Source organism: Streptomyces sp. DvalAA-14, assembly GCF_900091855.1.
Lineage (GTDB): Bacteria > Actinomycetota > Actinomycetes > Streptomycetales > Streptomycetaceae > Actinacidiphila.
The window spans coordinates 1-22,470 of sequence record NZ_FMCH01000654.1; the positions used below are offsets into that span (position 1 = coordinate 1).

The 22,470-nt window shown below is 70.3% G+C and carries 22 protein-coding genes and 1 riboswitch; of the genes, 7 read left to right on the forward strand and 15 right to left on the reverse strand.

Annotated elements, in window-relative coordinates:
• From GA0115240_RS34610 to GA0115240_RS34635, 6 genes are all read right to left on the reverse strand, one after another.
• Window positions 1-593 (reverse strand): aminotransferase class V-fold PLP-dependent enzyme (locus GA0115240_RS34610; RefSeq protein WP_141709074.1); only part of this gene is annotated, 593 nt, incomplete at its 3' end.
• Window positions 594-606: 13 nt separating this feature from the next.
• A riboswitch (SAM riboswitch) is annotated at window positions 607-724 on the reverse strand.
• Window positions 725-817: 93 nt separating this feature from the next.
• Window positions 818-1,900, reverse strand: a complete 1,083-nt coding sequence (trpD, locus tag GA0115240_RS34615) for an anthranilate phosphoribosyltransferase (RefSeq protein ID WP_093743011.1) — start codon at window positions 1,898-1,900, stop codon at window positions 818-820.
• Window positions 1,901-2,198: 298 nt separating this feature from the next.
• Window positions 2,199-3,830 carry a cytochrome bc1 complex cytochrome b subunit gene (locus GA0115240_RS34620; protein WP_093743013.1) on the reverse strand — a complete coding sequence of 544 codons (1,632 nt, stop codon included), beginning with the start codon at window positions 3,828-3,830 and terminating at the stop codon, window positions 2,199-2,201.
• A complete protein-coding gene (locus GA0115240_RS34625; protein ID WP_093743015.1) occupies window positions 3,830-4,888 on the reverse strand; it encodes a cytochrome bc1 complex Rieske iron-sulfur subunit in 1,059 nt (352 codons plus the stop codon). Before GA0115240_RS34625 ends, GA0115240_RS34620 begins: the two co-directional genes overlap by 1 nt.
• Window positions 4,885-5,694 carry a cytochrome bc1 complex diheme cytochrome c subunit gene (locus GA0115240_RS34630; RefSeq protein ID WP_093743017.1) on the reverse strand — a complete coding sequence of 270 codons (810 nt, stop codon included), beginning with the start codon at window positions 5,692-5,694 and terminating at the stop codon, window positions 4,885-4,887. Before GA0115240_RS34630 ends, GA0115240_RS34625 begins: the two co-directional genes overlap by 4 nt.
• An 88-nt stretch (window positions 5,695-5,782) precedes the next feature.
• Window positions 5,783-6,403, reverse strand: coding sequence for an aa3-type cytochrome oxidase subunit III (locus GA0115240_RS34635; protein WP_093743019.1), 621 nt, complete (start codon window positions 6,401-6,403; stop codon window positions 5,783-5,785).
• Window positions 6,404-6,659: 256 nt separating this feature from the next.
• Between GA0115240_RS34635 and GA0115240_RS34640 the strand changes: the two genes are divergently transcribed.
• Window positions 6,660-7,079, forward strand: a complete 420-nt coding sequence (locus tag GA0115240_RS34640; RefSeq protein WP_093743021.1) for a hypothetical protein — start codon at window positions 6,660-6,662, stop codon at window positions 7,077-7,079.
• 33 nt (window positions 7,080-7,112) lie between these two features.
• On the opposite strand, the gene GA0115240_RS34645 is transcribed toward GA0115240_RS34640, so the two are convergent.
• The 4 genes from GA0115240_RS34645 to GA0115240_RS34660 form a co-directional block, all read right to left on the reverse strand.
• Window positions 7,113-8,381 (reverse strand): L,D-transpeptidase, encoded by a 1,269-nt coding sequence (locus GA0115240_RS34645; protein ID WP_093743051.1) that lies wholly within the window; start codon window positions 8,379-8,381, stop codon window positions 7,113-7,115.
• A 158-nt stretch (window positions 8,382-8,539) separates the two neighbouring features.
• Window positions 8,540-8,938: a cytochrome c oxidase subunit 4 gene (locus tag GA0115240_RS34650; RefSeq protein WP_093743022.1), complete on the reverse strand. Its 399-nt coding sequence runs from the start codon at window positions 8,936-8,938 to the stop codon at window positions 8,540-8,542.
• Entirely contained in the window at window positions 8,935-10,701 is a 1,767-nt protein-coding gene (gene ctaD, locus GA0115240_RS34655; RefSeq protein WP_093743024.1) for an aa3-type cytochrome oxidase subunit I, read from the reverse strand. Before ctaD ends, GA0115240_RS34650 begins: the two co-directional genes overlap by 4 nt.
• Window positions 10,698-11,690, reverse strand: coding sequence for an aa3-type cytochrome oxidase subunit II (locus GA0115240_RS34660; protein ID WP_093743026.1), 993 nt, complete (start codon window positions 11,688-11,690; stop codon window positions 10,698-10,700). The genes ctaD and GA0115240_RS34660 overlap by 4 nt, the downstream gene beginning before the upstream one ends.
• A 250-nt stretch (window positions 11,691-11,940) precedes the next feature.
• On the opposite strand from GA0115240_RS34660, the gene GA0115240_RS34665 reads away from it, so the two are divergent.
• Window positions 11,941-13,335, forward strand: coding sequence for a cysteine desulfurase/sulfurtransferase TusA family protein (locus GA0115240_RS34665; RefSeq protein WP_093743028.1), 1,395 nt, complete (start codon window positions 11,941-11,943; stop codon window positions 13,333-13,335).
• 250 nt (window positions 13,336-13,585) lie between these two features.
• On the opposite strand, the gene GA0115240_RS34670 is transcribed toward GA0115240_RS34665, so the two are convergent.
• Window positions 13,586-14,563 carry a carbohydrate kinase family protein gene (locus GA0115240_RS34670; protein WP_161302660.1) on the reverse strand — a complete coding sequence of 326 codons (978 nt, stop codon included), beginning with the start codon at window positions 14,561-14,563 and terminating at the stop codon, window positions 13,586-13,588.
• A gap of 162 nt (window positions 14,564-14,725) precedes the next feature.
• Here GA0115240_RS34670 and GA0115240_RS34675 point away from each other — a divergent pair, with 162 nt between their 5' ends.
• A complete protein-coding gene (locus GA0115240_RS34675) occupies window positions 14,726-14,941 on the forward strand; it encodes a hypothetical protein (protein WP_093743030.1) in 216 nt (71 codons plus the stop codon).
• Window positions 14,942-15,064: 123 nt separating this feature from the next.
• Window positions 15,065-16,699 (forward strand): hypothetical protein, encoded by a 1,635-nt coding sequence (locus GA0115240_RS37525; RefSeq protein ID WP_161302662.1) that lies wholly within the window; start codon window positions 15,065-15,067, stop codon window positions 16,697-16,699.
• A 106-nt stretch (window positions 16,700-16,805) separates the two neighbouring features.
• Here GA0115240_RS37525 and GA0115240_RS34690 read toward each other — a convergent pair whose 3' ends face one another.
• Window positions 16,806-17,162, reverse strand: coding sequence for a HesB/IscA family protein (locus GA0115240_RS34690; protein WP_093743036.1), 357 nt, complete (start codon window positions 17,160-17,162; stop codon window positions 16,806-16,808).
• Between the two features lie 323 nt (window positions 17,163-17,485).
• On the opposite strand from GA0115240_RS34690, the gene nadA reads away from it, so the two are divergent.
• Entirely contained in the window at window positions 17,486-18,658 is a 1,173-nt protein-coding gene (gene nadA / locus GA0115240_RS34695; protein WP_093743038.1) for a quinolinate synthase NadA, read from the forward strand.
• A gap of 22 nt (window positions 18,659-18,680) precedes the next feature.
• Window positions 18,681-19,625, forward strand: a complete 945-nt coding sequence (locus GA0115240_RS34700) for a GNAT family N-acetyltransferase (protein ID WP_093743040.1) — start codon at window positions 18,681-18,683, stop codon at window positions 19,623-19,625.
• Here the strand turns inward: GA0115240_RS34700 and GA0115240_RS34705 are convergent.
• The 3 genes from GA0115240_RS34705 to GA0115240_RS34715 form a co-directional block, all read right to left on the reverse strand.
• Window positions 19,608-20,234, reverse strand: a complete 627-nt coding sequence (locus GA0115240_RS34705) for a GNAT family N-acetyltransferase (RefSeq protein WP_093743042.1) — start codon at window positions 20,232-20,234, stop codon at window positions 19,608-19,610. The two genes, GA0115240_RS34700 and GA0115240_RS34705, sit on opposite strands and share 18 nt — an antisense overlap.
• A gap of 124 nt (window positions 20,235-20,358) precedes the next feature.
• The gene (locus GA0115240_RS34710; protein ID WP_093743045.1) at window positions 20,359-20,637 is read right to left on the reverse strand and encodes a PspA-associated protein PspAA; all 279 of its coding nucleotides are present in this window, start codon (window positions 20,635-20,637) and stop codon (window positions 20,359-20,361) included.
• Between the two features lie 109 nt (window positions 20,638-20,746).
• Window positions 20,747-21,538, reverse strand: a complete 792-nt coding sequence (locus tag GA0115240_RS34715) for a PspA/IM30 family protein (protein ID WP_093743047.1) — start codon at window positions 21,536-21,538, stop codon at window positions 20,747-20,749.
• Between the two features lie 196 nt (window positions 21,539-21,734).
• Here GA0115240_RS34715 and GA0115240_RS34720 point away from each other — a divergent pair, with 196 nt between their 5' ends.
• Complete coding sequence (locus GA0115240_RS34720; protein ID WP_256070207.1) at window positions 21,735-22,328, forward strand: DUF3043 domain-containing protein; 594 nt, start codon at window positions 21,735-21,737, stop codon at window positions 22,326-22,328.
• Window positions 22,329-22,470 lie beyond the last annotated feature (142 nt).

A 22,470-nucleotide genomic window follows, 5' to 3' on the forward strand; every position in this document is an offset into this window, starting at 1 on the left:
TGCGCGGCGGCGGCCAGCTTGCGGACCGGCCACAGCTCCCCGGTGACATTGGACGCCCCGGTGACGCACACCAGCTTGGGTCCCTTGGGGGCACCGTGCAGGGCCACATCGAGCGAGGCGACCGCCTGCTCGGGGGTGCGGGGGGCCGCCAGCCAGGTGACCCGGGCGTCCTGCCCACGGGTCCAGGGCAGCAGCGAGGCGTGGTGCTCGGTCTCGAACACGAAGACCTGGGTGCCGGCCGGCAGCGCCGCGGCCAGCAGGTTGAGCGAGTCGGTGGTGGAGCGGGTGAAGATCACCTCGTCGTCGGCCCGACAGCCGAGGAACGCGGCCACCGTCGCCCGGCTCTGCTCGAACAGGTCGGTGGACAGTTGCGACAGGTAGCCGGCGCCGCGGTGCACGCTGCCGTAGTAGGGGGCGTACGCGGCGACGTCGTCCCAGACCCGCTGGAGGGCGGGCGCGCTGGCCGCGTAGTCCAGGGCGGCGTAGGTCACCTCGCCGCCGGTGACCAGCGGCACCCGGACGTCGCGTCCGAGCACCGGCAGCGGTGTGCGGACGTCACAGTCGGCGGCAGTGGCAGGGCTGAAGACGGTCATGACAGAGCTCCCCAAGTCCGGCTTGCTGCGAACCTCGCTTGTTCACAGCCTGGTCTTCACCCGGGGCACCCCACCTCGGACGGAGGGTTGCCGGACAGCGAGCCGGGGCCTTGACGCTGTCACTCGTGACCTGAGAGGGATTCTGCCAGATGCCGCCGAACGCGCAAGGCACCGTCCAACTATCGGACGGTGCCTCGACCTGCGGGGCCGTAGCCGCCGGACCGCTACCGGACCGGCTGCGCGTGGCTGGCCGCGGCCCAGCGCTCCAGGACGGCGGCGGCCGCGCCCGAGTCCACGGACTGCGCGGCCCGGACCAGACCGGCCGCGATTTGCGGTTCGAGCGGACCCTCCGCCGGCTCCAGCGCCACCAGCGCGGCGGCCGCGTTGAGCAGCACCGCGTCCCGTACCGGACCGGTCTCACCGGCCAACAGCCGCCGGGCGACATCGGCGTTGTGGGCGGCGTCGGCGCCGCGCAGCGCCTCGACCGGTACCAGGTCGAGGCCGACGTCACGGGGGTCGAAGGACACCTGCTCGACCGTGCCGTCGCGCACCACCCACACCTGGGACGTCGCGGTGGTGGTCAGTTCGTCCAGGCCGTCGTCGCCGCGGAACACCAGGGCCGAGGAGCCGCGTTCGGCCAGTACGCCGGCCAGGATCGGCGCCATCCGCGCGTCGGCGACCCCGGTGGCCTGCGCCCGTACCCGGGCCGGGTTGGTCAGCGGGCCGAGGAAGTTGAAGGTGGTGGCGACCCCCAACTCGGCGCGGGCGGTGGCCACATGCCGCAACGAGGGGTGGAACTTCACCGCGAAGCAGAAGGTGATGCCGGCTTCCTCGGCCACCTGGGCCACCCGCAGCGGGCTCAGCTCCAGATTGACGCCGAGCTTTTCCAGTATGTCGGAGGCGCCGCTGGCCGAGGAGGCGGCCCGGTTGCCGTGCTTGACGACCTTGGCGCCGGTGCCCGCGACGACTATCGCGGCCATGGTGGAGATGTTGACCGTCTTGGCCCGGTCGCCGCCGGTGCCGACGATGTCGACGGTCGGACCGGGCACCTCGATGAGGTTGGCGTGCGCGTACATGGAACGGACCATGCCGGCGACTTCCTCGACGGTCTCGCCCTTGGCGCGCAGCGCGACCGCGAACCCGGCGATCTGCACATCGGAGGCTTCGCCGCCCATGATGCGGTCCATCGCCCACGCGGTGTCGTCGCCGGTCAGGTCGTGGCCGGTCAGCAGTGCGGTCAGGAGGTCGGGCCAGGACCGCGGAGCCCTGCTGGTGCTGGTGCCTCCGGCGGGGTTCACAACGCTCATGGTCACGCTCCTGGAAAGGGTTCACCCTCTGGCAGGGTGCAGCCTATCGGCGTCCCGCCCGGGCCCGTCGCCGCTCCACGCCCCTTCGGGGTGCCCTGCCCGGCCCCCTTCGGGGCACGTCCTGCCCGCCGGGGCCGTTCACCCGGCTGCCGCTCTCGCGCCGGTTGCTCGCCTGGTTCCCCGCGCCCCGGCAGGTCCGGGAGCCGTCCCGCACAACGCAGCCGGGCCGGCTCCGGCACCCCCCCGAAAGAGAGGGTGCCGGGCCGGCCCGGGAGCGGTGTGGCGACGGTGGGGACCGTCAGTGGTGACCGTGCCCCGAAGTGATCTCCTCGTACTCCTCGGCCGTCGGCTTCGGAATCTGGCTGTGCTCGCCGTAGAAGTTGCGCGACAGCCGTGCCTGGACCTTCGCGACCGGGCTGAGCTTGCGCTCCACACCGTTCTCGTCGACCTCGGGTCCGGGGTCGATCGGCCGGGGCTGGACGTGCGCGGTGAGCACGTGCAGCTGCTGCTGCGACAACGGCTCGTGCACCTCGATGAACTCGCCGTGCGGCAGCCGCTTGATGATGCCGGTCTCCCGACCGTGCAGCACCTTGTCGCGGTCGCGGCGCTGCAGTCCCAGGCAGATCCGCTTGGCCGCCCAGAAGGAGAAGGCCGGCAGTACGAAGATGCCGATCCGGACGAACCAGGTGATCGAGTTGATCGACAGATGGAAGTGCGTGGCGACGATGTCGTTGCCGCCACCGATCAGCAGCACGAAGTACACCGTCAGCCAGGCCACGCCGAAGCCGGTGCGCACCGGACGGTTGCGCGGCCGGTCCAGCAGGTGGTGCTCCCGCTTGTCGCCGGTCACCCAGGACTCGATGAACGGGTAGACGGCGATGGCCACCAGCACCAGCGGGAAGACCATCAGCGGGATGAAGACGCCGAGGACCAGCGTGTGCCCCCAGCCTCTGATCTCCCAGCCGGGCATGATCCGGATCAGGCCTTCGGAGAAGCCCATGTACCAGTCGGGCTGGGCGCCGGTGGACACCTGGTCGGGCCGGTAGGGGCCGACCGCCCAGATCGGGTTGATGGTGGCGATCGCCGCGACGGCGGAGATGACGCCGAAGACCAGGAAGAAGAAGCCGCCCGCCTTGGCGGTGTAGATCGGCATGAACGGGCTGCCGACGACGTTCTTCTCGGTCTTGCCCGCACCCGGGAACTGCGTGTGCTTGTGGAAGAACACCAGGATCAGGTGCGCGACCAGCAGGCCGGCCATCAGGCCCGGCAGCAGCAGGATGTGGATCGAGTAGAACCGGGACACGAAGTCGTGGCCGGGGAACTCGCCGCCGAACAGGAACATCGACAGATAGGTGCCGACGATCGGCGTGGACAGGACCGCGCCCTCCATGAAGCGCACACCGGTGCCGGACAGCAGGTCGTCGGGGAGCGAGTAGCCGGTGAAGCCGGTGAACATGCCCAGGAAGAGCAGCGACCAGCCGAACAGCCAGTTGATCTCGCGCGGCCGGCGGAAGGCACCGGTGAAGAACACGCGCATCATGTGCACGATCATGGCGGCGATGAAGATCAGCGCGGACCAGTGGTGGATCTGCCTTATCAGCAGACCGCCCCGGACCTCGAAGCTGATGTGCAGGGTGGACGCGTACGCGTCCGACATCGTCACGCCCTGCAGCGGCGCGTACGGGCCGTGGTACACGACCTCGCTCATGCTCGGGTGGAAGAACAGCGTCAGATACACACCGGTGAGGATGAGGATCGTGAAGCTGTAGAGGCAGACTTCGCCGAGCATGAAGGACCAGTGGTCCGGGAAGATCTTGCGGAGGTTGGACTTGGCCAGCTTGTACAGGCCGAGCCGGCCGTCCGCCCATTCGACGACGCGCTCACCGGGGTTGGTGGGCCGGGGCCGGGTGGAGGTGTCAGTGGTACTCATCAGCGCTCCCAGAAAGCCGGGCCGACGGGCGCATCGAAGTCGCCAAGCGCGATGAGGTTCCCCTCACCGTTGACGCTGATCCGAAGCTGCGGCAGCGGGTGTCCCGCGGGGCCGAAGAGCACCCGGGCACCGTCGGACAGGTCGAAGGTCGACTGGTGGCACGGGCACAGCACGTGGTGCGTCTGCTGCTCGTACAGGCTGATCGGGCAGCCGACGTGGGTGCAGATCTTGGAGAAGGCCACGATGCCCTCGTGGCCCCAGTCGGCTTCGCGCTTGTCCTTGATGTCCTGCGGCTTGAGCCGGACGATCATCAGCGCGGCCTTGGCGATCTGCTCCTGGAAGTCCTCGTCGGACTCCTCCAGGCCCTGGGGCTGCGCGAAGGTCAGCGAGCCGACCGCGACGTCCTCGGGCTTGAGCGGCTCCATGGTGTTGGTGTTGATCAACACCTTGCCCTTGGCCCAGAGGGTGTGGTCGAGCTTGCCCTCCGGCAGCGGGCCGAGGTCGCGCAGGATCAGCAGACCCGACAGCGGGACCAGGGACAGCGCGCCGAACATCGTGGTGCGGATCAGCTTGCGGCGGCCGAAGCCGCTCTCCTTGGCGCCGGTGATCCACTGCTGGCGCACGTTCTCGCGCAGCTCGTCGTCGGCGTCCACCCGGTGCCGCTCGTCGGCGACTTCCTCGTCCGACATCAGGGTGCGGGCCCAGTGGACCGCGCCCGCGCCGATGCCGAACAGCGCCACCGCGAGGGTCAGGCCGAGCGAGAAGTTCAGCGCGCTGACGTGACCGAACGGGAAGATGAAGACGATCTTGTCGACCGGGAAGATCACGAAGCTGGCGATGAATCCGAGGGTGCCGAGCATCGACAGCGTGAACAGGCCCGCCACCACGCGCTCGGAGTGCTTGGCCGCCCGGTCGTCGATGTCCTGACGGCGGTGCTCGTGGGGCGGCAGCCCGGGGTTGGCGAACGGGTCGCTCTTGACCGCTACGCCGCCCTCGGCGGCGCCGTGTTCGCTCGGCAGATTCTCAGACACGTCGTTGTGAGGTCCAGTCTCGCTCATGACTTCTTGGCCTTGGTCGTCCGGGCGGCGACCCAGATGGCGAGGGCGATCATCGCGCCGAGACCGAAGACCCAGGCGAACAGGCCTTCCGAGACCGGACCGATGTTGCCCATCGTGAAGCCGCCCGGGTTGGGGCTGTCAGCGCTGTCGACCGCCTTGAGGTAGGCGATGATGTCCGCCTTGGTGTCCTGCGGCATGGTGGTGTCGGGGAACGACGGCATGTTCTGCGGGCCGGTCTCCATCGCCTCGTAGATGTGCTTGGCGGAGACGCCCTTGAGTGCCGGGGCGAACTTGCCCTCCGTCAGCGCTCCGCCCTTGCCCACGAAGTTGTGGCACTGCGAGCAGTTGGTGCGGAACAGTTCGCCGCCCTTGGCCTCGTCCGCGCCGGCCGGACTGTACTGGTCCTTGGTCGGAATGGACGGACCCGGGCCGAGCGAGGCGATGTAGCCGGCGATCTGGTCGATCTCCGCCTGGCTGTAGATCACCGGGTGCTGCTCGACCTGCTCGCCGGGCGCCTGCGCGGGCATCCGGCCGGTGCCGACCTGGAAGTCCACCGCGGCACTGCCGACGCCGACCAGGCTGGGACCGTCGGTGCTGCCCTGCCCGGACATGCCGTGGCAGGTCGCGCAGCCGACGGAGTAGAGCTTCTTGCCCTGCTCGATGGCCAGGGACTGAGCCGAGTCGTCGGCGTGCGCGTCGGGCGCCGGGGCGAGCGCGGCATACAGGCCCCCGGTGGCCGCGAGCGCGAAGAATAGGACGACAAGCGCCGCCAACGGGTGGCGTCGTCGTGCGGAGAGCTTTTTCACGGATTACCCCGAGTGTCAGGATCTCTTGTGTCGATGCTTTGGCTGAATCTGTGGAGGCCTGCCCGGTCTGTCCGGAGCCCGGGACCGGCTACTTGATCAGGTAGATCGTGGCGAAGAGGCCGATCCAGACCACATCGACGAAGTGCCAGTAGTAGGACACGACGATGGCAGCGGTGGCCTGCTGATGGGTGAACCGCTTGGCCGCGTACGTTCGTCCGAGCACCAGCAGGAACGCGATCAGACCGCCCGTCACATGCAGACCGTGGAAGCCGGTGGTCAGATAGAACACCGAGCCGTACGGGTCCGAGCTGAGCGAGATCCCGTCCTTCCTGACCAGGTTGGTGTACTCGAAGATCTGCCCGCCGATGAACACCGCGCCCATGATGAAGGTCACGATGAACCAGGAGCGGAGTTTCTTCACGTCACCGCGTTCGGCGGCGAAGACGCCCATCTGGCAGGTGAAGGAGGAGAGCACCAGGATCGTGGTGTTCGTCGCGGAGAACGGCACGTTCAGGGCGTGCGCGTGCTCCTTCCAGAAGACTTCACCCGTCACCGACCGGAGCGTGAAGTACATCGCGAAGAGGGCCGCGAAGAACATCAGCTCGGAACTCAGCCAGATGATGGTTCCGACGCTGGTGAGGTTCGGCCGGTTGACCGACGGGTGCGCGTGCCCGGTTTCTACTGCTGTTGCTGTCGCCACGTCCGACATTATGTCGGTCGCTTATCCGGCGCTCACTCCGGGGGTCCCCTTCGGTGTGTCCATGCCCTGGCGGGACCCGCCGGCCTGCGGCCAGCCGTCGCCCGAACGGGTGATGGGGGTCACCGATCCGCGGATGACGGTCCGTCGGTCCGACCCGTCCGGGATCTTCACGGGGTCCGAACCCTCCTCGGGGAGGCACTGGCGGGAGTAGCATCCGACACACTTGAGAACGCGTTCACGAGGATGCCGACCAGGAGGAACCAGGATGCAGGCGACCGCCACCGTGCTGGTCTACAGCGACGACGCGAACACCCGGGAGCAGGTCCGGCTCGCCGTCGGCCGCAGGCCTGCCGCAGATCTGCCGCCGGTGGAGTACGTGGAGTGCGCGACGCTCCCCGCCGTCCTGGAGCAACTGGAGCGCGGTGGGATCGATCTGTGCGTGCTGGACGGCGAGGCCAATCCGGCCGGCGGCATGGGGGTGGGCCGCCAGATCAAGGACGAGATCTTCCGCTGCCCGCCGGTATTGGTCCTGATCGGCCGCCCGCAGGACGCGTGGCTGGCCACCTGGAGCCGGGCGGACGCGGCGATCACTCACCCCGTTGACCCGGTGGCGCTGTCCGAGACGCTGGTGACACTGCTGCGCCACCGGATCGCGCCGGTCGTCCAGACCGTCGCGACCCGGTAGGCAACGCGCCCGGAGGCGAGGCCGCGCGGATGATTACGCGGTCTCCGGGCGCAAGCGGGCCGGGGCCGTCGCGGCGGTCTTCGCGCCGGCCTGGGTTCCCTTGGCAGGCGCGTTGAGCGCACTGCCCTTCTGCCACTGGGCCCAGCTGAGGTTCCAGTCGCCGAAGCCGTTGTCGAAGGGCGTCATCCGGGGGCCCTTGCTGTTGATGACGTTCACGATGTCGCCCTGCCGCACATGGTCGAAGAACCACTTGGCGTTCTCCGTGCTCATGCCCGTGCAGCCGTGGCTGACGTTGGCGGATCCCTGGGAGCCTTCGGACCAGGGCGCGGCGTGCACGTACTCACCGCTCCAGGTCACCCGGGTGGCCCAGTAGACCGGCAGGTCGTAGGAGTCGGAGCTGCCGGCCGCGATGCCGATGCTCTGGCTCTTCATCTGGACGAACGACTCCTTGGCCAGCACCACCTTGAGGCCGTTGCGGGTGTCGAAGCCCGGCTTTCCGGTGGTGACGGGGAGGGTCTTGACGACCTTGCCGTTGTCCTTGAACGTCATATGGTCGGTGGCGGCATTGGTGATCGCTTCGATCCGGTCGCCGGTGTGCAGGGTGAGCGGCTTGTCGGCGCCGCCCAGCACGCCGCTTTGGACCTTCACGCCGCTGAGGGTGCTTCTGACCACGATCTTGGCGTGGGCCGGCCAGTAGGTCTGCGGCCGGTAGTGCAGGGTGCGGTCGTCCACCCAGTACCAGGAGCCGGGTGCCGCCTGGGGGGTCGAGGTGACCACGAGGCTGGATTCGACCGAGGCGCGGGCCGCGCGGTCCTTGACCGGGCGGTTCAGCGCGGCGGTGATCGGCTGTCCGACGCCGTACGTGCCGGCGTTCGGGCCGAAGGTGACATGCAGTCCGGCCTGGGCGGAGCTGGTGTCGAAGACGACCACCTTGCGGCCGGGATGACCGTCGGAGTCCTCGGTGCTCACCCGGACGGTGTAGTGCGAGCCTGCCGCGAGCGGACTGGTGGAGTGCCACCGCAGTCCGTCGGAGCTGAGTTCACCGCGTACGAAGCGCCCTGCGCCGTCGGTGGCGGTGACGTCGGTTATCCGGCTGCCGTCGTGCTTGACGGAGACTTGCAGGGGCTTGGCGGGGTCGGCCTTGCCGCCGCTGGCCGCGGCGAAGGCGACCTGGGCCGCGGCTTCGTGGGGAGGCGCGGCAAGCGGGTTCCCGTCGCCCTGGCAGGCGGCGAGCCCCACCGCGAGGGGCGCTATGAGAAGCGCGCAGCGCACGGCTATGCGGCGCCGGGGATGGTGGCTCAAGCGGAGGTGGTTCATGCGATCACGCTATGAACGCGCACCGGCTTCCGCGCGCCGAGCGCGTGCAAAAGGGTGCTGTCCTCCGCGTGTCGCTTGCGCGCTACGCGCGGACGAGCCCGGACACCGTACGGTGTCCGGGCTCGTCGGGCGGTAACCGCGGGTTACTGCGTGCGGTCCTCGCCCCGGTAGTACTCGAAGGCCCAGCCGTACACGCCGACCAGGATGACCGGCAGCGCGAAGAAGAGCAGCCACCAGCCGAAGATGATGCCGAGGAAGCCCAGCGCGCCGCCGACGCCCAGGGCGAGCGGCTGCCAGCTGTGCGGGCTGAAGAAGCCCAGTTCGCCGGCGTCGTCGGCGACGTCGGCGTCTTCCCGGTCCTGCGCTCCCGCGTCCGCCCGGCGGGCGGTGAAGGACAGGTAGAAGCCGATCATCAGCGACAGCGCGAAGGCCAGGAACAGCGCGGTGGTACCGGCCGGCTCCTTGGACCAGAAGCCGTAGACGATGGCCGTGGCCAGGATGAAGGCGGCCAGGCCGAGGAACATCTTGCCCTGGATCCTCACTTGGCGTCCTCCTTGCCCTCAGCGACCGAAGGGCTGCTGGTGCGCTGCTTGCCGATCAGAGCCCGGTCCGGAGGGTTCGCGAGCAGCTCGGCCGCGGCGATCTCCGGGTGGTGCAGGTCGAACGCCGGGGATTCGGAGCGGATACGCGGCAGCGTGAGGAAGTTGTGCCGCGGCGGCGGGCAGGAGGTCGCCCACTCCAGCGAACGGCCGTAGCCCCACGGGTCGTCGACTTCCACCTTCTTGCCGTACTTGGCGGTCTTCCAGACGTTGTAGAGGAACGGCAGGATCGACAGGCCCAGCAGGAAGGAGCTGATGGTCGAGACGGTGTTCAAGGTGGTGAAGCCGTCCGCGGCCAGGTAGTCGGCGTAGCGGCGCGGCATGCCTTCGGCGCCCAGCCAGTGCTGGACCAGGAAGGTGCCGTGGAAGCCGAGGAACAGCGTCCAGAAGGTGATCTTGCCGAGCCGCTCGTCCAGCATCTTGCCGGTCATCTTCGGCCACCAGAAGTGGAATCCGGCGAACATCGCGAACACCACGGTGCCGAAGACCACGTAGTGGAAGTGCGCCACCACGAAGTACGAGTCGGAGACGTGGAAGTCCAGTGGCGGCGCCGCCAGGATGACACCGGTCAGACCACCGAAGGCGAAGGTGATCAGGAATCCGATCGCCCACAGCATCGGGGTCTCGAAACTCAGTGACCCCTTCCACATGGTGCCGATCCAGTTGAAGAACTTCACCCCGGTGGGCACCGCGATGAGGAACGTCATGAAGGAGAAGAACGGCAGCAGCACGCCGCCGGTGACGTACATGTGGTGCGCCCACACCGTCACGGACAGGCCGGCGATGGAAATCGTCGCGGCGATCAGGCCGATGTAGCCGAACATCGGCTTGCGGCTGAAGACCGGAATGACCTCGGAGATGATGCCGAAGAACGGCAGCGCGATGATGTACACCTCTGGATGGCCGAAGAACCAGAAGAGGTGTTGCCAGAGCAGCGCGCCGCCATTGGCCGAGTCGAATACATGCGCACCGAATTTTCGGTCCGCCTCCAGCGCGAGCAGCGCGGCGGCCAGCACCGGGAAGGCGAGCAGGACCAGAACGGCGGTCAGCAGCACGTTCCAGCAGAAGATCGGCATCCGGAACATCGTCATACCGGGCGCGCGCATGCAGATGATCGTGGTGATGAAGTTGACGGCGCCGAGGATGGTGCCGAAGCCGGACAGCGCCAGACCCATGATCCACATGTCGCCGCCGACACCCGGCGAGTGCACCGCGTCGGACAGCGGCGAGTACGCGAACCAGCCGAAGTCGGCCGCGCCCTGCGGGGTGACGAAGCCGCCGACCGCGATCAGCGAGCCGAACAGGTAGAGCCAGTAGGCGAACATGTTCAGCCGGGGGAACGCCACGTCGGGCGCGCCGATCTGCAGCGGCATGATCCAGTTGGTGAAGCCGGCGAACAGCGGGGTGGCGAACATCAGCAGCATCACGGTGCCGTGCATCGTGAACGCCTGGTTGAACTGCTCGTTCGACAGGAACTGATTGCCCGGCCGGGCGAGCTCGGCCCGCATCATCAGCGCCAGCACGCCGCCGATGAGGAAGAAGACGAACGACGTCACCAGGTACAGGGTGCCGATCGTCTTGTGGTCGGTGGTGGTCAGCCACGAGACCACCACCGAGCCGGGGCGCTTGGTACGGACCGGCAGTTCGTCCGCGTAGGAATCGTCCTCGACGGGGGCCGCCCCCGCCGGTTCGTTGAGAATGCTCATGTGGTCTTGGGCTCCGAGTTCTTCGCGTTGCCCGTGGTGGCAATGCCGGCCGGGATGTAACCGGTCTGGCCCTTCGCCGCCAGGTCCTTGAGGTGCTGCTGGTACTGGGCCGGCGTCACGACCTTGACGTTGAAGAGCATCCGGGAGTGGTCCTGGCCGCACAGCTCGGCGCACTTGCCCTCGAAGGTGCCGAGCTTGTTCGGAGTCACCTGGAAGACGTTGGTGTGGCCGGGGATGACGTCCATCTTCATCAGGAAGGGAATCACCCAGAAGGAGTGGATCACGTCACGGGAGGTCAGCACGAAGCGCACCGACTGGCCCTCGGCCAGCCAGAGGGTCGGGCCGGGAAGACCGGTGTCCGGGTTCTTGCTCGACGGGGTGCCGATGTCGTAGACGCCCTCGGCGCCGGGCGGCAGATCCAGCTTGTTCGCCGGGATCGAGGACAGTTCCTTCGGCACGCCCACCGGGGTGGCCGGGTTGCCGTCCACGTTCTCGACGTAGTTGAAGCCCCAGCTCCACTGGAAGCCCACCACGTTGACCACGTGCTGCGGCTTCTTGGACGTGTCCAGGATCTTCGACTCGTCGCGAGCGGTGAAGTAGAAGAGCACCGCGATCACGATGATCGGGACGATGGTGTACAGCGCCTCAATCGGCATGTTGTACCGGGTCTGCGGAGGGACCTCGATCTTGGTCCGGCTGCGCCGGTGGAAGATCACGCTCCACAGGATCAGACCCCAGACGAGCGCGCCCGTGGCCAGTGCGGCGGCCCAGGAACCCTGCCAGAGGGCAAGAATCCTGGGTGCCTGTTCCGTGGCCGGGCTGGGCATGCCCAGGCGGGGATAGTCCTTGTACGAACAACCAGAGGCGGTCGCAAGGACCAGTCCCGCGACCAGCGCCTGCGGCAGCCATCGCCGCATCGGGCGCCGCGACGCGGGGGTGCCACCCACGCCCGCAGGGCCGTGGGGGAGGTCGGAGCCGTTGGGACTCACGTAGCGCCTTCCCGAGAGTCTCGGCCGCGCGTTACGAGTGTTCCGGCCGTCTGCTGGTCGGTCGGCCCGCGCGCGGGCACATTAGGTGTGGATGTTTATGCGGACCAAACCCTACTGGACGCTATTTGGGGTCACGCGGGGAGGGGGTCCAACGCGCCGGGCCTCACCCGGAAGGTATGGAGTGCCGCCCTCCGCCGGTCTTCTGACACCGCGCCGACCTCTTGTCGTACCCGGGTTGTAGCGTTCCGGCATGCCCTATTTCGACACGGCTTCGGCCGCTCCGCTGCACCCCGTGGCACGTCAGGCGCTGATCGCCGCGCTCGACGAGGGCTGGGCGGACCCGGCCCGGCTGTACCGCGAGGGCAGGCGGGCCCGGTTGCTGCTGGACGCGGCGCGCGAGGCCGCCGCGGCGGCGGTCGGCTGCCGCCCGGACGAGCTGGTGTTCACCCCTTCGGGGACGCGCGCGCTGCACGCGGCGGTGGCGGGCGCCGCCGCGGGCCGCCACCGCACGGGTCGCCATCTGGTGCACTCCGCGGTGGAGCACTCGGCGGTGCTGCACGCCGCCGAGCCCTTCGACACCACCGCGGTGGGCGTGGACCGCGCCGGGCGGGTGGATGCCGGGGAGTTCGCGGCGGCGCTGCGCACCGACACCGCGCTGGCCTGCCTGCAGTCCGCCAACCACGAGGTGGGCACGGTGCAGCCGGTGGCCGAAGTGGCCGACGCCTGCCGGGCGGCGGGAGTGCCGCTGCTGGTGGACGCGGCGCAGTCGCTGGCGTGGGGTCCGGTGCCGGGCGCCTGGTCGCTGCTGGCCGGCAGCGCGCACAAGTGGGGCGGCCCGCCCGGCGTGGGGCTGCTGGCCGTGCGCAAGGGCACCCGCTTCGCACCCCAGGAGCCCGCGGACGACCGGGAGTCGGGACGCGCCCCCGGTTTTGAGAACCTGCCGGCCATCGTGGCGGCCGCGGCGTCCCTGCGGGCGGTGCGGGCCGAGGCGGCGGCGGAGGCGGTACGGCTGTCCGCGCTGGTGGACCGGATCAGGACCCGCGTGCCGCAACTCGTCCCCGATGTCGAGGTGGTGGGCCACGACCGGCTGCGCCTGCCGCATCTGGTCACCTTCTCCTGCCTCTACGTGGACGGCGAGGCGCTGCTGACCGGCCTGGACCGGGCGGGCTTCTCGGTGTCCTCCGGCTCGTCCTGCACGTCCAGCACGCTGACACCGAGCCATGTGCTCAAGGCGATGGGTGTCCTGTCGGAGGGCAATGTGCGGGTGTCCCTGCCGGCCGGCACCGGCGAGGAGGAGGTGACGCGATTCCTCGCCGTACTGCCGGAGGTCGTCGCCGAGGTCCGCGGCCGCCTCGGGGCGCCGCCCGCCGGCCGAACGTCCGGACCCGCGTCCGCCGCCGCGTCCGCCGCCGGGGCGTCCGCGGACCTCGTGGTGGACTCCCTCGGCAAGCGCTGCCCCATCCCGGTGATCGAGCTGGCCAAGGTGATCGGCGACGTGCCGGTCGGCGGCCTGATCACCGTCCTGTCCGACGACGAGGCCGCCCGCCTCGACATCCCGGCCTGGTGCGCGATGCGCGACCAGGACTACATCGGCGAACACCCCGCCACCCGCGGCACCGCCTACCAGATCCGCCGCCGCACCTAAGACCCGCCACCACCCGCCCCACCGCGCGATGACGTCTTCCCGACACCCACCAAAACCAGCCCGTCCGGCGCTTGAGGACGTCTTCAGCCCGTCCGGCGCTTGAGGACATCTTTCAGCCCGTCCGGCGCATGAGGACAACCGGCCCACGCCCAGCAAAAACCAGCCCGTCCGGCGCTTGAGGACGTCTTTCAGCCCGTCCGGCGCTTGAGGACACCGCGACGGGCCGCCGCCCACCCCCCACGACCAGCCGTCAGGCGTGCAGGTACTTGCGGACCTCCCCCGCCGCCTCGTCCCCGTACGCCTTCGTGAAGCGGTCCATGAAGTGCCCGCGCCGCAACTCGTACTCCTGCGTGCCCAGCGTCTCGATGACCAGAGTCGCCAGCATGCACCCGATCTGCGCCGCCCGCTCCAGGCCGACGCCCCACGCCAGGCCGGACAGGAAGCCGGCCCGGAAGCCGTCGCCGACGCCGGTCGGGTCGACCTTGGCCTCTTCCTCCGCGCAGCCGACCTCGATGGCCGGCTCGCCCTTCCGCTCGATCCGCACCCCGTGCGGGCCCAGCGTGGTGACCCAGGTGCCGACCCGGTCCAGGATCTCCTCGGCGGACCAGCCGGTCTTGCTCTCGATCAGGCCCTTCTCGTACTCGTTGTTGAACAGGTACGCCGCGCCGTCCACCAGCACCCGGATGTCGTCGCCGTCCATCCGGGCGATCTGCTGGGAGAAGTCGGCCGCGAACGGGATGCCCCGGGAGCGGCACTCCTCGGTGTGCCGGATCATCGCCTCCGGGTCGTCGGCGCCGATCGACACCAGGTCCAGGCCGCCGACCCGCTCCGCCACCGTCTGGAGCTCGATCTGCCGGGCCTCGCTCATCGCACCGGTGTAGAAGGAGCCGATCTGGTTGTGGTCGCGGTCGGTGGTGCAGATGAAGCGGGCGGTGTGCAGCACCTCGGAGATGCGGACCGAGTCGGTGTCCACGCCGTGCCGCTCCAGCCAGGCCCGGTACTCGCCGAAGTCGTTGCCCGCCGCGCCGACCAGGACCGGCCGGGTGCCGAGCTGGCCCATCCCGAAGCAGATGTTGGCGCCGACTCCGCCGCGGCGCACGTCGAGCGCGTCCACGAGGAAGGACAGCGACACCGTGTGCAGCTGCTCGGCGACGAGCTGGTCGGCGAACCGGCCGGGAAAGGTCATCAGATGGTCGGTGGCGATGGATCCGGTGACAGCGATGCGCACGGCGAGGACTCCTGGAGGCGGGGAGAAGGGGAGAATACGCGTCGGGACGGGGTGGGCAGCACGCGGGGAGGCCCGGGGGATTTCCGGGAGCTTCCGAGGACACGGCGAAACTACCTGATAGTAGGGCTTTCTCCCGTGCCTGTGCGTGCCTAGGGTCGAGGTATGAGATCTGTCCCGCCGGTCGTACCACCGTCTTCCCCGCTCGCCGATCCCGACTCGCTGGAGCAGTTGATCGGTGACAGCCGGCGGATGGCGCCGCACTGGAAGACCCCGGCCGCCACGGCGCAGGCCGTCGCCGCTCCGGTCGGCCCGCACGGCATCAGCGTGTCGGCCGCATCCGCGCACCTGGTGGACGGGATGTCGGAGTACGGCGACTGATTCCGCCCGCCTCCTCCGCGCGTCCGCTCACCCGCCCACCCGCTCACCCGTTCGGCGGAACCGGATCGTGGTGCGCCGCGTCCCATCGGCATCTGACGGTATGCAGAGCCGAAGGAGCACACGGTGAGCACCGAACGCGACGACAACAGCGTCGAACGCAGTGACGACAGCGTCGCCGGTACGGCACACCGGTTCGACGAGGAGGCCGAGCCCGTCCGTGGCCGGCCCGCCCGCAGGTCGCGGGTGACGGCGGGCGCGGTGGCCGCGGCCGTGCTGCTGGCCGGCGTCGGCGGAGCGTACTGGGCGGCGAACGCGGCCGGGGGCAGCGGCGGGAAGGCCGCGCGGGCCACACCGGCCGCGTTGCGCCTCGGTGATCCCGCTGTCCCCGCGCAGAGCGTCACGGGCGGCGGCGTCACGTACCAGCTGACCGGCAGCCTGCCCGCGGGTCCGAAGTCAGCGGCCGTCTACCGGCCCGCGGCCGAGGTGAGCGCGGCGCAGGTCGAGCGGCTGGCCGCGCTGCTCGGGGTCGGCGGTCCGGCGGTGTCCGACGGCACCGCCTGGCATGTCGGGCCGACGACCGGCGCCGGGCCCGCGCTGCTGGTGAGCCGGGCCGCACCGGGCAACTGGTCCTACACCGGCGGCGGACCGGCCGCGGTCCCGGTCCGTCCGCCGGCCCCGCCGTCCCCTCCCACCGATCCGGCCAGTCCGGCCGGTCCCGCCGATCCGGCCGGGTCCCCGGTGTCCGCGCCCAAGGCCGAGGCGGTGGCGACCGCGGTGCTCGACGGGCTGGGGCTGTCCGGGGCCGCCCGGATCGACGCGGCCCAGACGATCGGCCCCGAGCGGCTGGTCACCGCCGACCCGGTGGTGGGCGGACTGCCGACCACCGGCTGGCGCACCGAACTGGACGTCGGCCCGAACGGCGCCCTGACCCGGGCGTCCGGGCGGCTGTCCGCGCTGGCCAAGGGCGCCACGTATCCGGTGGTCTCCGCGCAGGCCGCCTTCCAGCGGCTCGCCGCGGGTTCACCGACCCCGCCGGACCACGGCGTCTCGTCCTGCCTGGTGCCGCTGGTGCCGCCGACACCCGCGGTACCGGCCGCCCCGAGCGGCCCGGGGACCGACAAGAAACTGCCGCGCACCCTGCCGTGCGTACCGGGCAACGGCCATCCCACCCAGGTGCGCGGCGCGGTCTTCGGACTGTCGTCCGCCGTCGTGTCGGGCACGCAGACCCTGATCCCGTGCTGGCTGTTCGACACCGCGCCCGCCGGGGTGTCGAACACCTCCGTGGTGGCCGAACCGGCCGTGGATCCCGCGTTCCTCCAGACCCCGGGCGGTCCGTCGGGCGGTCCCGGTACGGCCTCCCCCGGCGGCCCCCCGCCGGTGCCGCCGACCGCCCCGATCGACCCCGGCGGTCCGAAGCTGCCGGGCGGTCCGGCGAAGCCCCCGGTGCCCGCCCGACCGGGCGACCCCGCGCCCACCGCTCCCGCCGCCCCCGCCCAGGACGTGAAGGTGACCGGCTACCACGCCGACGGCAGCACCCTCGACGTCACCTTCTCCGGCGGCCTTTGCAGCACGTACCGGGCGGTGGCCGCCGAGACCGGCACCGAGGTACGGGTCACGGTGACGCAGGCATCGGACGGAAAGCACCGGATGTGCCCGATGATCGTCCGTGATTTCACCCGGACGGTCGATCTCCAGCGGCCGCTGGGCAGCCGCACGGTGGTGGACACCTCGGACGGGCAGCCGATCAGGGGACAGTGATCGGCTGTCGCACAGGAAAGCGGCGGCACCTGGTGGGGGTGCCGCCGCTTTCTCCTGCTCAAGTGCTCCTGCTGCCACAGACCCGGGCCGTCGCCGGCCCGCGCCGTCAGTGGAAGGAGTCTCCGCAGGCGCAGGAGCCGGTCGCGTTCGGGTTGTCGATCGTGAAGCCCTGCTTCTCGATGGTGTCCACGAAGTCGATGGAGGCACCGCCCAGGTAGGGGGCACTCATCCGGTCCGTGACGACCTTGACGCTGCCGAACTCCTTGAGGACATCGCCGTCGAGCGAACGCTCGTCGAAGAAGAGCGAGTAACGCAGGCCGGAGCAGCCGCCGGGCTGGACCGCGACACGCAGCGCCAGGTCCTCGCGGCCTTCCTGCTCGAGCAGGCTCTTCACCTTTTCGGCGGCAGCGTCGGACAGGAGGATGCCGTCGCTCGTGGTCGTGGTCTCGTCCTGAACCGTCATGTGCTTCTCTCCCGGGTTGTACGGACTGCTGGCTATCGATCTAACGGGTGCCCTCGCGGATTCATTCCGTTTCGGATCGAGTCGGATGCACGTCCACTCCGACGTATTCCCTCCCATGCTCGCACACGCCCGGGGTCCACCGTCCGGCTCCGTGCGGCTCGGTGCGCGTCCGTGCCGGGTCCGTGTCGGGTCCGTGCCGGGTCCGTCCGGCGAATGCGTCACATTGACGAAACCGCCATCGTCAATCTGACACGAACGGGTTATGATAGATAGCGTCAAGTAGACGAAAAGGTCTGCGTACGCAAAGAAAGGGCTACGGGCCCGTGACCACCACAGAAACGCTGGACGTCCAGCCCACGCCGCTCGCGCTGCTCCTGCTCGGCCGCGAGTCCGACCCCCGCAGCGAGCGCGGGGTGGACTGCCCCGGAGACCTGCCCGCGCCGTCGGACCCGAACCTGGTGGAGCGCGCCCGGGCCGCCAAGGCGCGCCTCGGCAGCAAGGTCTTCATCCTCGGTCACCACTACCAGCGGGACGAGGTCATCGAGTTCGCCGATGTCACCGGCGACTCCTTCAAGCTGGCGCGGGACGCCGCCGCCCGGCCGGAGGCGGAGTTCATCGTCTTCTGCGGGGTGCACTTCATGGCCGAATCCGCGGACATCCTCACCTCCGAGCGGCAGCAGGTGATCCTGCCGGACCTGGCGGCCGGCTGCTCGATGGCCGACATGGCCAGCGCCGAACAGGTCGCCGAATGCTGGGACGTGCTGGCCGACGCCGGGGTCGCCGAGGTGACGGTGCCGGTGTCGTACATGAACTCCTCCGCGGACATCAAGGCGTTCACCGGTCGGCACGGCGGCACCATCTGCACCTCGTCCAACGCCGAACGCGCCCTGGAGTGGGCGTTCGCGAAGGGCGAGAAGGTGCTCTTCCTGCCGGACCAGCACCTCGGCCGGAACACCGCGGTCGGCGACCTGGGCATGTCCCTGGAGGACTGCGTGGTCTACAACCCGCACAAGCCCGGCGGCGGCCTCACCGTCGAGCAGCTGCGGGCCGCGAAGATGATCCTGTGGCGGGGCCACTGCTCGGTGCACGGGCGCTTCTCGCTGGAGTCGGTGCAGGACGTCCGGGACCGTATACCCGGGGTCAATGTGCTGGTGCACCCCGAGTGCAAGCACGAGGTCGTCTCGGCGGCGGACTACGTCGGCTCCACCGAGCACATCATCCAGCGGCTGGCGGAGGCGCCGGCCGGCTCGGCCTGGGCGCTCGGCACCGAACTGAACCTGGTACGGCGGCTGGCCAAGGCCCACCCGGACAAGCAGATCGTCTTCCTCGACAAGACCGTCTGCTTCTGCTCCACCATGAACCGGATCGACCTGCCGCACCTGGTCTGGACGTTGGAGTCGCTGGCCGACGGCAAGCTGGTGAACCGGATCCAAGTGGACGCCGAGACCGAGCACTTCGCCAAGCTGGCACTTGAGCAGATGCTGGCACTGCCGTAAGGCGACGGGCAATGATGGAGGGGTGATCCTTCGACCCGTCCGTGACGACGAGGAGGACGCGGAGGTGGTCCGGGAGATCTCCGCGGCCGCCTTCGGCGCCTCGCACGAGCTGTACGGCGCCCCTTCGGCGGCCCGCTTCAAGGCCGGATACGGCGCGGTCTGGGGCGCGGCCGGTGCGGGGGGCCCGGCCGGCCCCGGCGGCTGGTCCGCCGAGCGGGTCGCCCGCCATCACGGCCGCACCCGGCACCTGGCCCGTACCGACCCCGACGGCTGCTGGCTGATCGAGGACCAGGCGGCCGGGCCGGTCGGGGCGGTGCTGTCCTACCGGCGCGAGGGCACCTGGGCACTGTCACTGCTCGCGGTGGTGCCGGGCGCACAGGGCAAGGGCGTCGGCAAGGCGCTGCTCGCGAGGGCGATGATGCACGGCCGGGCCTGTCTGCGCGGGGTGATCTGCGCGCCCGACCATCCGGTGGCCGCCCGCACCTTCCGACGCGCCGGGTTCCATCTGCACCCCACCATGCGGCTGTCGGGCCTGCCCGACCCGGCCCGGCTGCCCGCGCCGGACGGCCCGGTCCACCAGGGCACCGAGCGGCACCGCGACCTGATGGACTCCGTGGACCGCCGCACCCGCGGCGGCGCGCACGGCGCCGACCACGAGGAACTCCTGCGCCACTACCGCCTGCTGGTCGTCGACGATCTCGCCGGCAGCGGCTACTGCTACCTCCGCGGCGGCCGCGTCGAAACCCTCGCCGCCACCTCCCGCCGCCTGGCCACCCGGCTGCTGACCGCCGCCCTCCTGGCCGCTCCCCCCGGCGAGCCGATCCGCGTCGACCACATCCTGGCCGACACCCAATGGGCGGTGGACGTCGGCATCGCCGCCGGCCTGGAGATCACCACCGCCGGCTTTCTCGCCCTGCGCGGCATGCGCCCGGCGGAACTGGCTCTGCCGTCAAGGGTGTTGCCCTAGACCGACGCGGACCGCCGGCCCGGCCACATCGCCCCGGATGCGGGCGTGCAGGTGCATGTCGTGCCGTCCGTCGTCATGCACCGCGGCGCTGCGCCGGGTGCCCTCCAGCAGGTAACCGGACTTCGAAGCGACCCTGCAGGAGGCTGTGTTGCGCGTCGAGTGGTCCAACTCAAGGCGGTGGAAGCCGATCTCTTCCAGCGCCCAGGAGGTGAGCGCGGCAAGGGCGCCGGAGGCCACGCCGGCTCCCCGGGCGGCCGGGAGCACCCAGTACGCGACGTCGGCGATGCCGTCATCGAAGTCCAGCCCCCGCAGCGCGATCCGCCCGAGCACCTCACCGCCGCCCCGGGTGACCGCCCAGTGGCCGCCCTTCTCCTGCTGCCAGTCCGCGCGATAGGCGTCGAACCACTCCTGGACCTGCCTGTCGTCCAAGGGTCGGCGCGTGTGCCACCGGCGGATCTCCTCGTCACGGTAAGCGGCGAGGAACGCGGGCACGTCGCCCCCGTCCCAGGGGCGTAGGCGCAGGCCCCTCTCGGCGGTGAGCACGGGTTGGGGAGAACCGGCGAGCGAGCCCGCGGGGACAACGGGCGGCGTCGAAAGATCACGCGTCATGGGACCACGATCCACCCAGGGAGCCCTCGGATCCCGCCGCGATACGCCTCGACCCCGCCGTCCCTGGGTGGGTGGCGGGGTCGCAAGGTGCTGCAGGGGCCGGTCGGACGGGCGCCCCGTGCGCTCAGCCCGGGATCAGGCCGTCGTCGCTGAGCATCGCGCGGACCTCTTCGAGGGTCGCGTCCGGGGACGGCAGAATGAGCTCCGACGGCTCCAGCGCCTCGTCGGGCAGCGGCTCGCCGAGACGCCGCACGCCGTCGAGCAGGGCGCCCAGCGTGCGGTGGAAGCCCTCCTCGTCGCCGGACTCGATCGCGGCCAGCAGCTCGACGTCCAGCGTGTTCAGCTCGGCGACGTGGGCGTCCGCCAACCTCACCTGGCCCTCCCCCATGATCCGGACGATCATGACGGCCTCCTCCGTAGGCCCAGGGCGGCTCGGCCCGTGGGCGCGTTGGGTGCGGACACCGGTCGGCGGGCGCCGCCGGTGCCTCCTGCGTGTCCTGCGCTCCGCTGTTCTACTGCTTGTCGAACCGCGGGGTGTCCTGCGGCTGATTCTGCGCGGTCTGACCGCTCTGACCGCCCTCGATCGCCTGCTGGGGGGCGCCGCCCGCCAGCTCCGCCTTCATCCGCTGGAGCTCCAGCTCGACATCACTGCCGCCGGACAGCCGCTCCAGCTCGGCCTGGATGTCGTCCTTGGCCAGGCCGCTCGGATCGTCCAGCGCACCGGAGGCCAGCAGCTCGTCCAGGGCGCCGGCCCGGGCCCGCAGCTGCTCGGTCTTGTCCTCGGCCCGCTGGATCGCCATCCCGACGTCGCCCATCTCCTCGGAGATGCCCGAGAAGGCCTCGCCGATCTGGGTCTGCGCCTGGGCGGCGGTGTAGGTGGCCTTGATGGTCTCCTTCTTCGTACGGAAGGCGTCCACCTTGGCCTGCAGCCGCTGGGAGGCGACCGTCAGCTTCTCCTCCTCGCCCTGGAGCGTGGTGTGCTGCGTCTCCAGGTCGGTGACCTGCTGCTGGAGGGCGGCCCGGCGGGACAGCGCCTCCCTGGCCAGGTCCTCGCGGCCGAGCGCCAGCGCCTTGCGGCCCTGGTCCTCATAGGTCGTGGACTTCTTCTGCAACTCCGTGAGCTGCAGTTCGAGCCGCTTGCGGGAAGTGGCGACGTCCGCCACGCCCCGACGTACCTTCTGCAGCAGTTCGAGCTGCTTCTGGTACGAGTAATCGAGCGTCTCGCGCGGGTCCTCGGCCCGGTCCAGGGCCTTGTTGGCCTTCGCGCGGAAGATCAATCCCATCCGCTTCATGACACCGCTCATGGGCCTCGCGCGCCCCCTTCTCGGCAACTGCTCCAGCACCTGTACAGACCCCAGCGTACGGGCCATGGTTCCATTACCGCACTGTTCGGCGCCGGATGCGCTCATCCGCAAGGACGATCACGGTTCGGCCACCCGGGCCGCAGGGAGTACGCCGGGGGCGTGGGGCGGGGCGCCCGGACCACGTAACCTGGAGGACGTGTTCCGACGCCGTTCCTCAGATGAGCCGTCCTCCACCACCGGCACCGCCGTGCTCGAGGACCAGTCCCGCGACCCGCAGGCTCCCAAGGGTCGCCCCACGCCCAAGCGCAGCGAGGCACAGAATCTGCGCCGCAAGGCCGTAGTGGTGCCCACCGACCGCAAGGCCGCGACCCGGCAGGCCCGCGAGGCCCGCCGCACCGACATGGCCAAGCAGCGGCAGGCGCTGGCCGGCGGCGACGAGCGGTATCTGCCCGCCCGCGACCGGGGCCCGGTGCGCAAGTTCGTCCGCGACTACGTCGACTCCCGGATGCGGGTCGCCGAGTTCTTCCTGCCGGTCGCGTTGCTGATCCTGGTGCTCAGCGTGGTGCGGATCGGCTCGCTGCAGAACTTGTCGCTGCTGCTGTGGCTGGTGGTGATCGTGGCCATCGTGGTCGACTCCGTCATCACGGGGATGCGGCTGCGCTCGCAGGTCCGGCAGCGGTTCGCGGACAAGAACGTCAAGGGCGTGGTCCTGTACGGCTTGATGCGGACGCTCCAGATGCGCCGGCTGCGCCTGCCGAAGCCGCAGGTCCAGCGCGGCACCAAGCTCTGAACGGCGGGGCCGCGGACGGCGGCCTCCCCGGCGGCGGGGCGCAGCCGGCCGGGTTCCCGGACCCCGCGGGCGGCATTCTCCCCGGCGGCCCCGGTGCTCCCGGCATTCCCGGTCCGCCCGGCCCGCCCGGCACCCCCGGTAT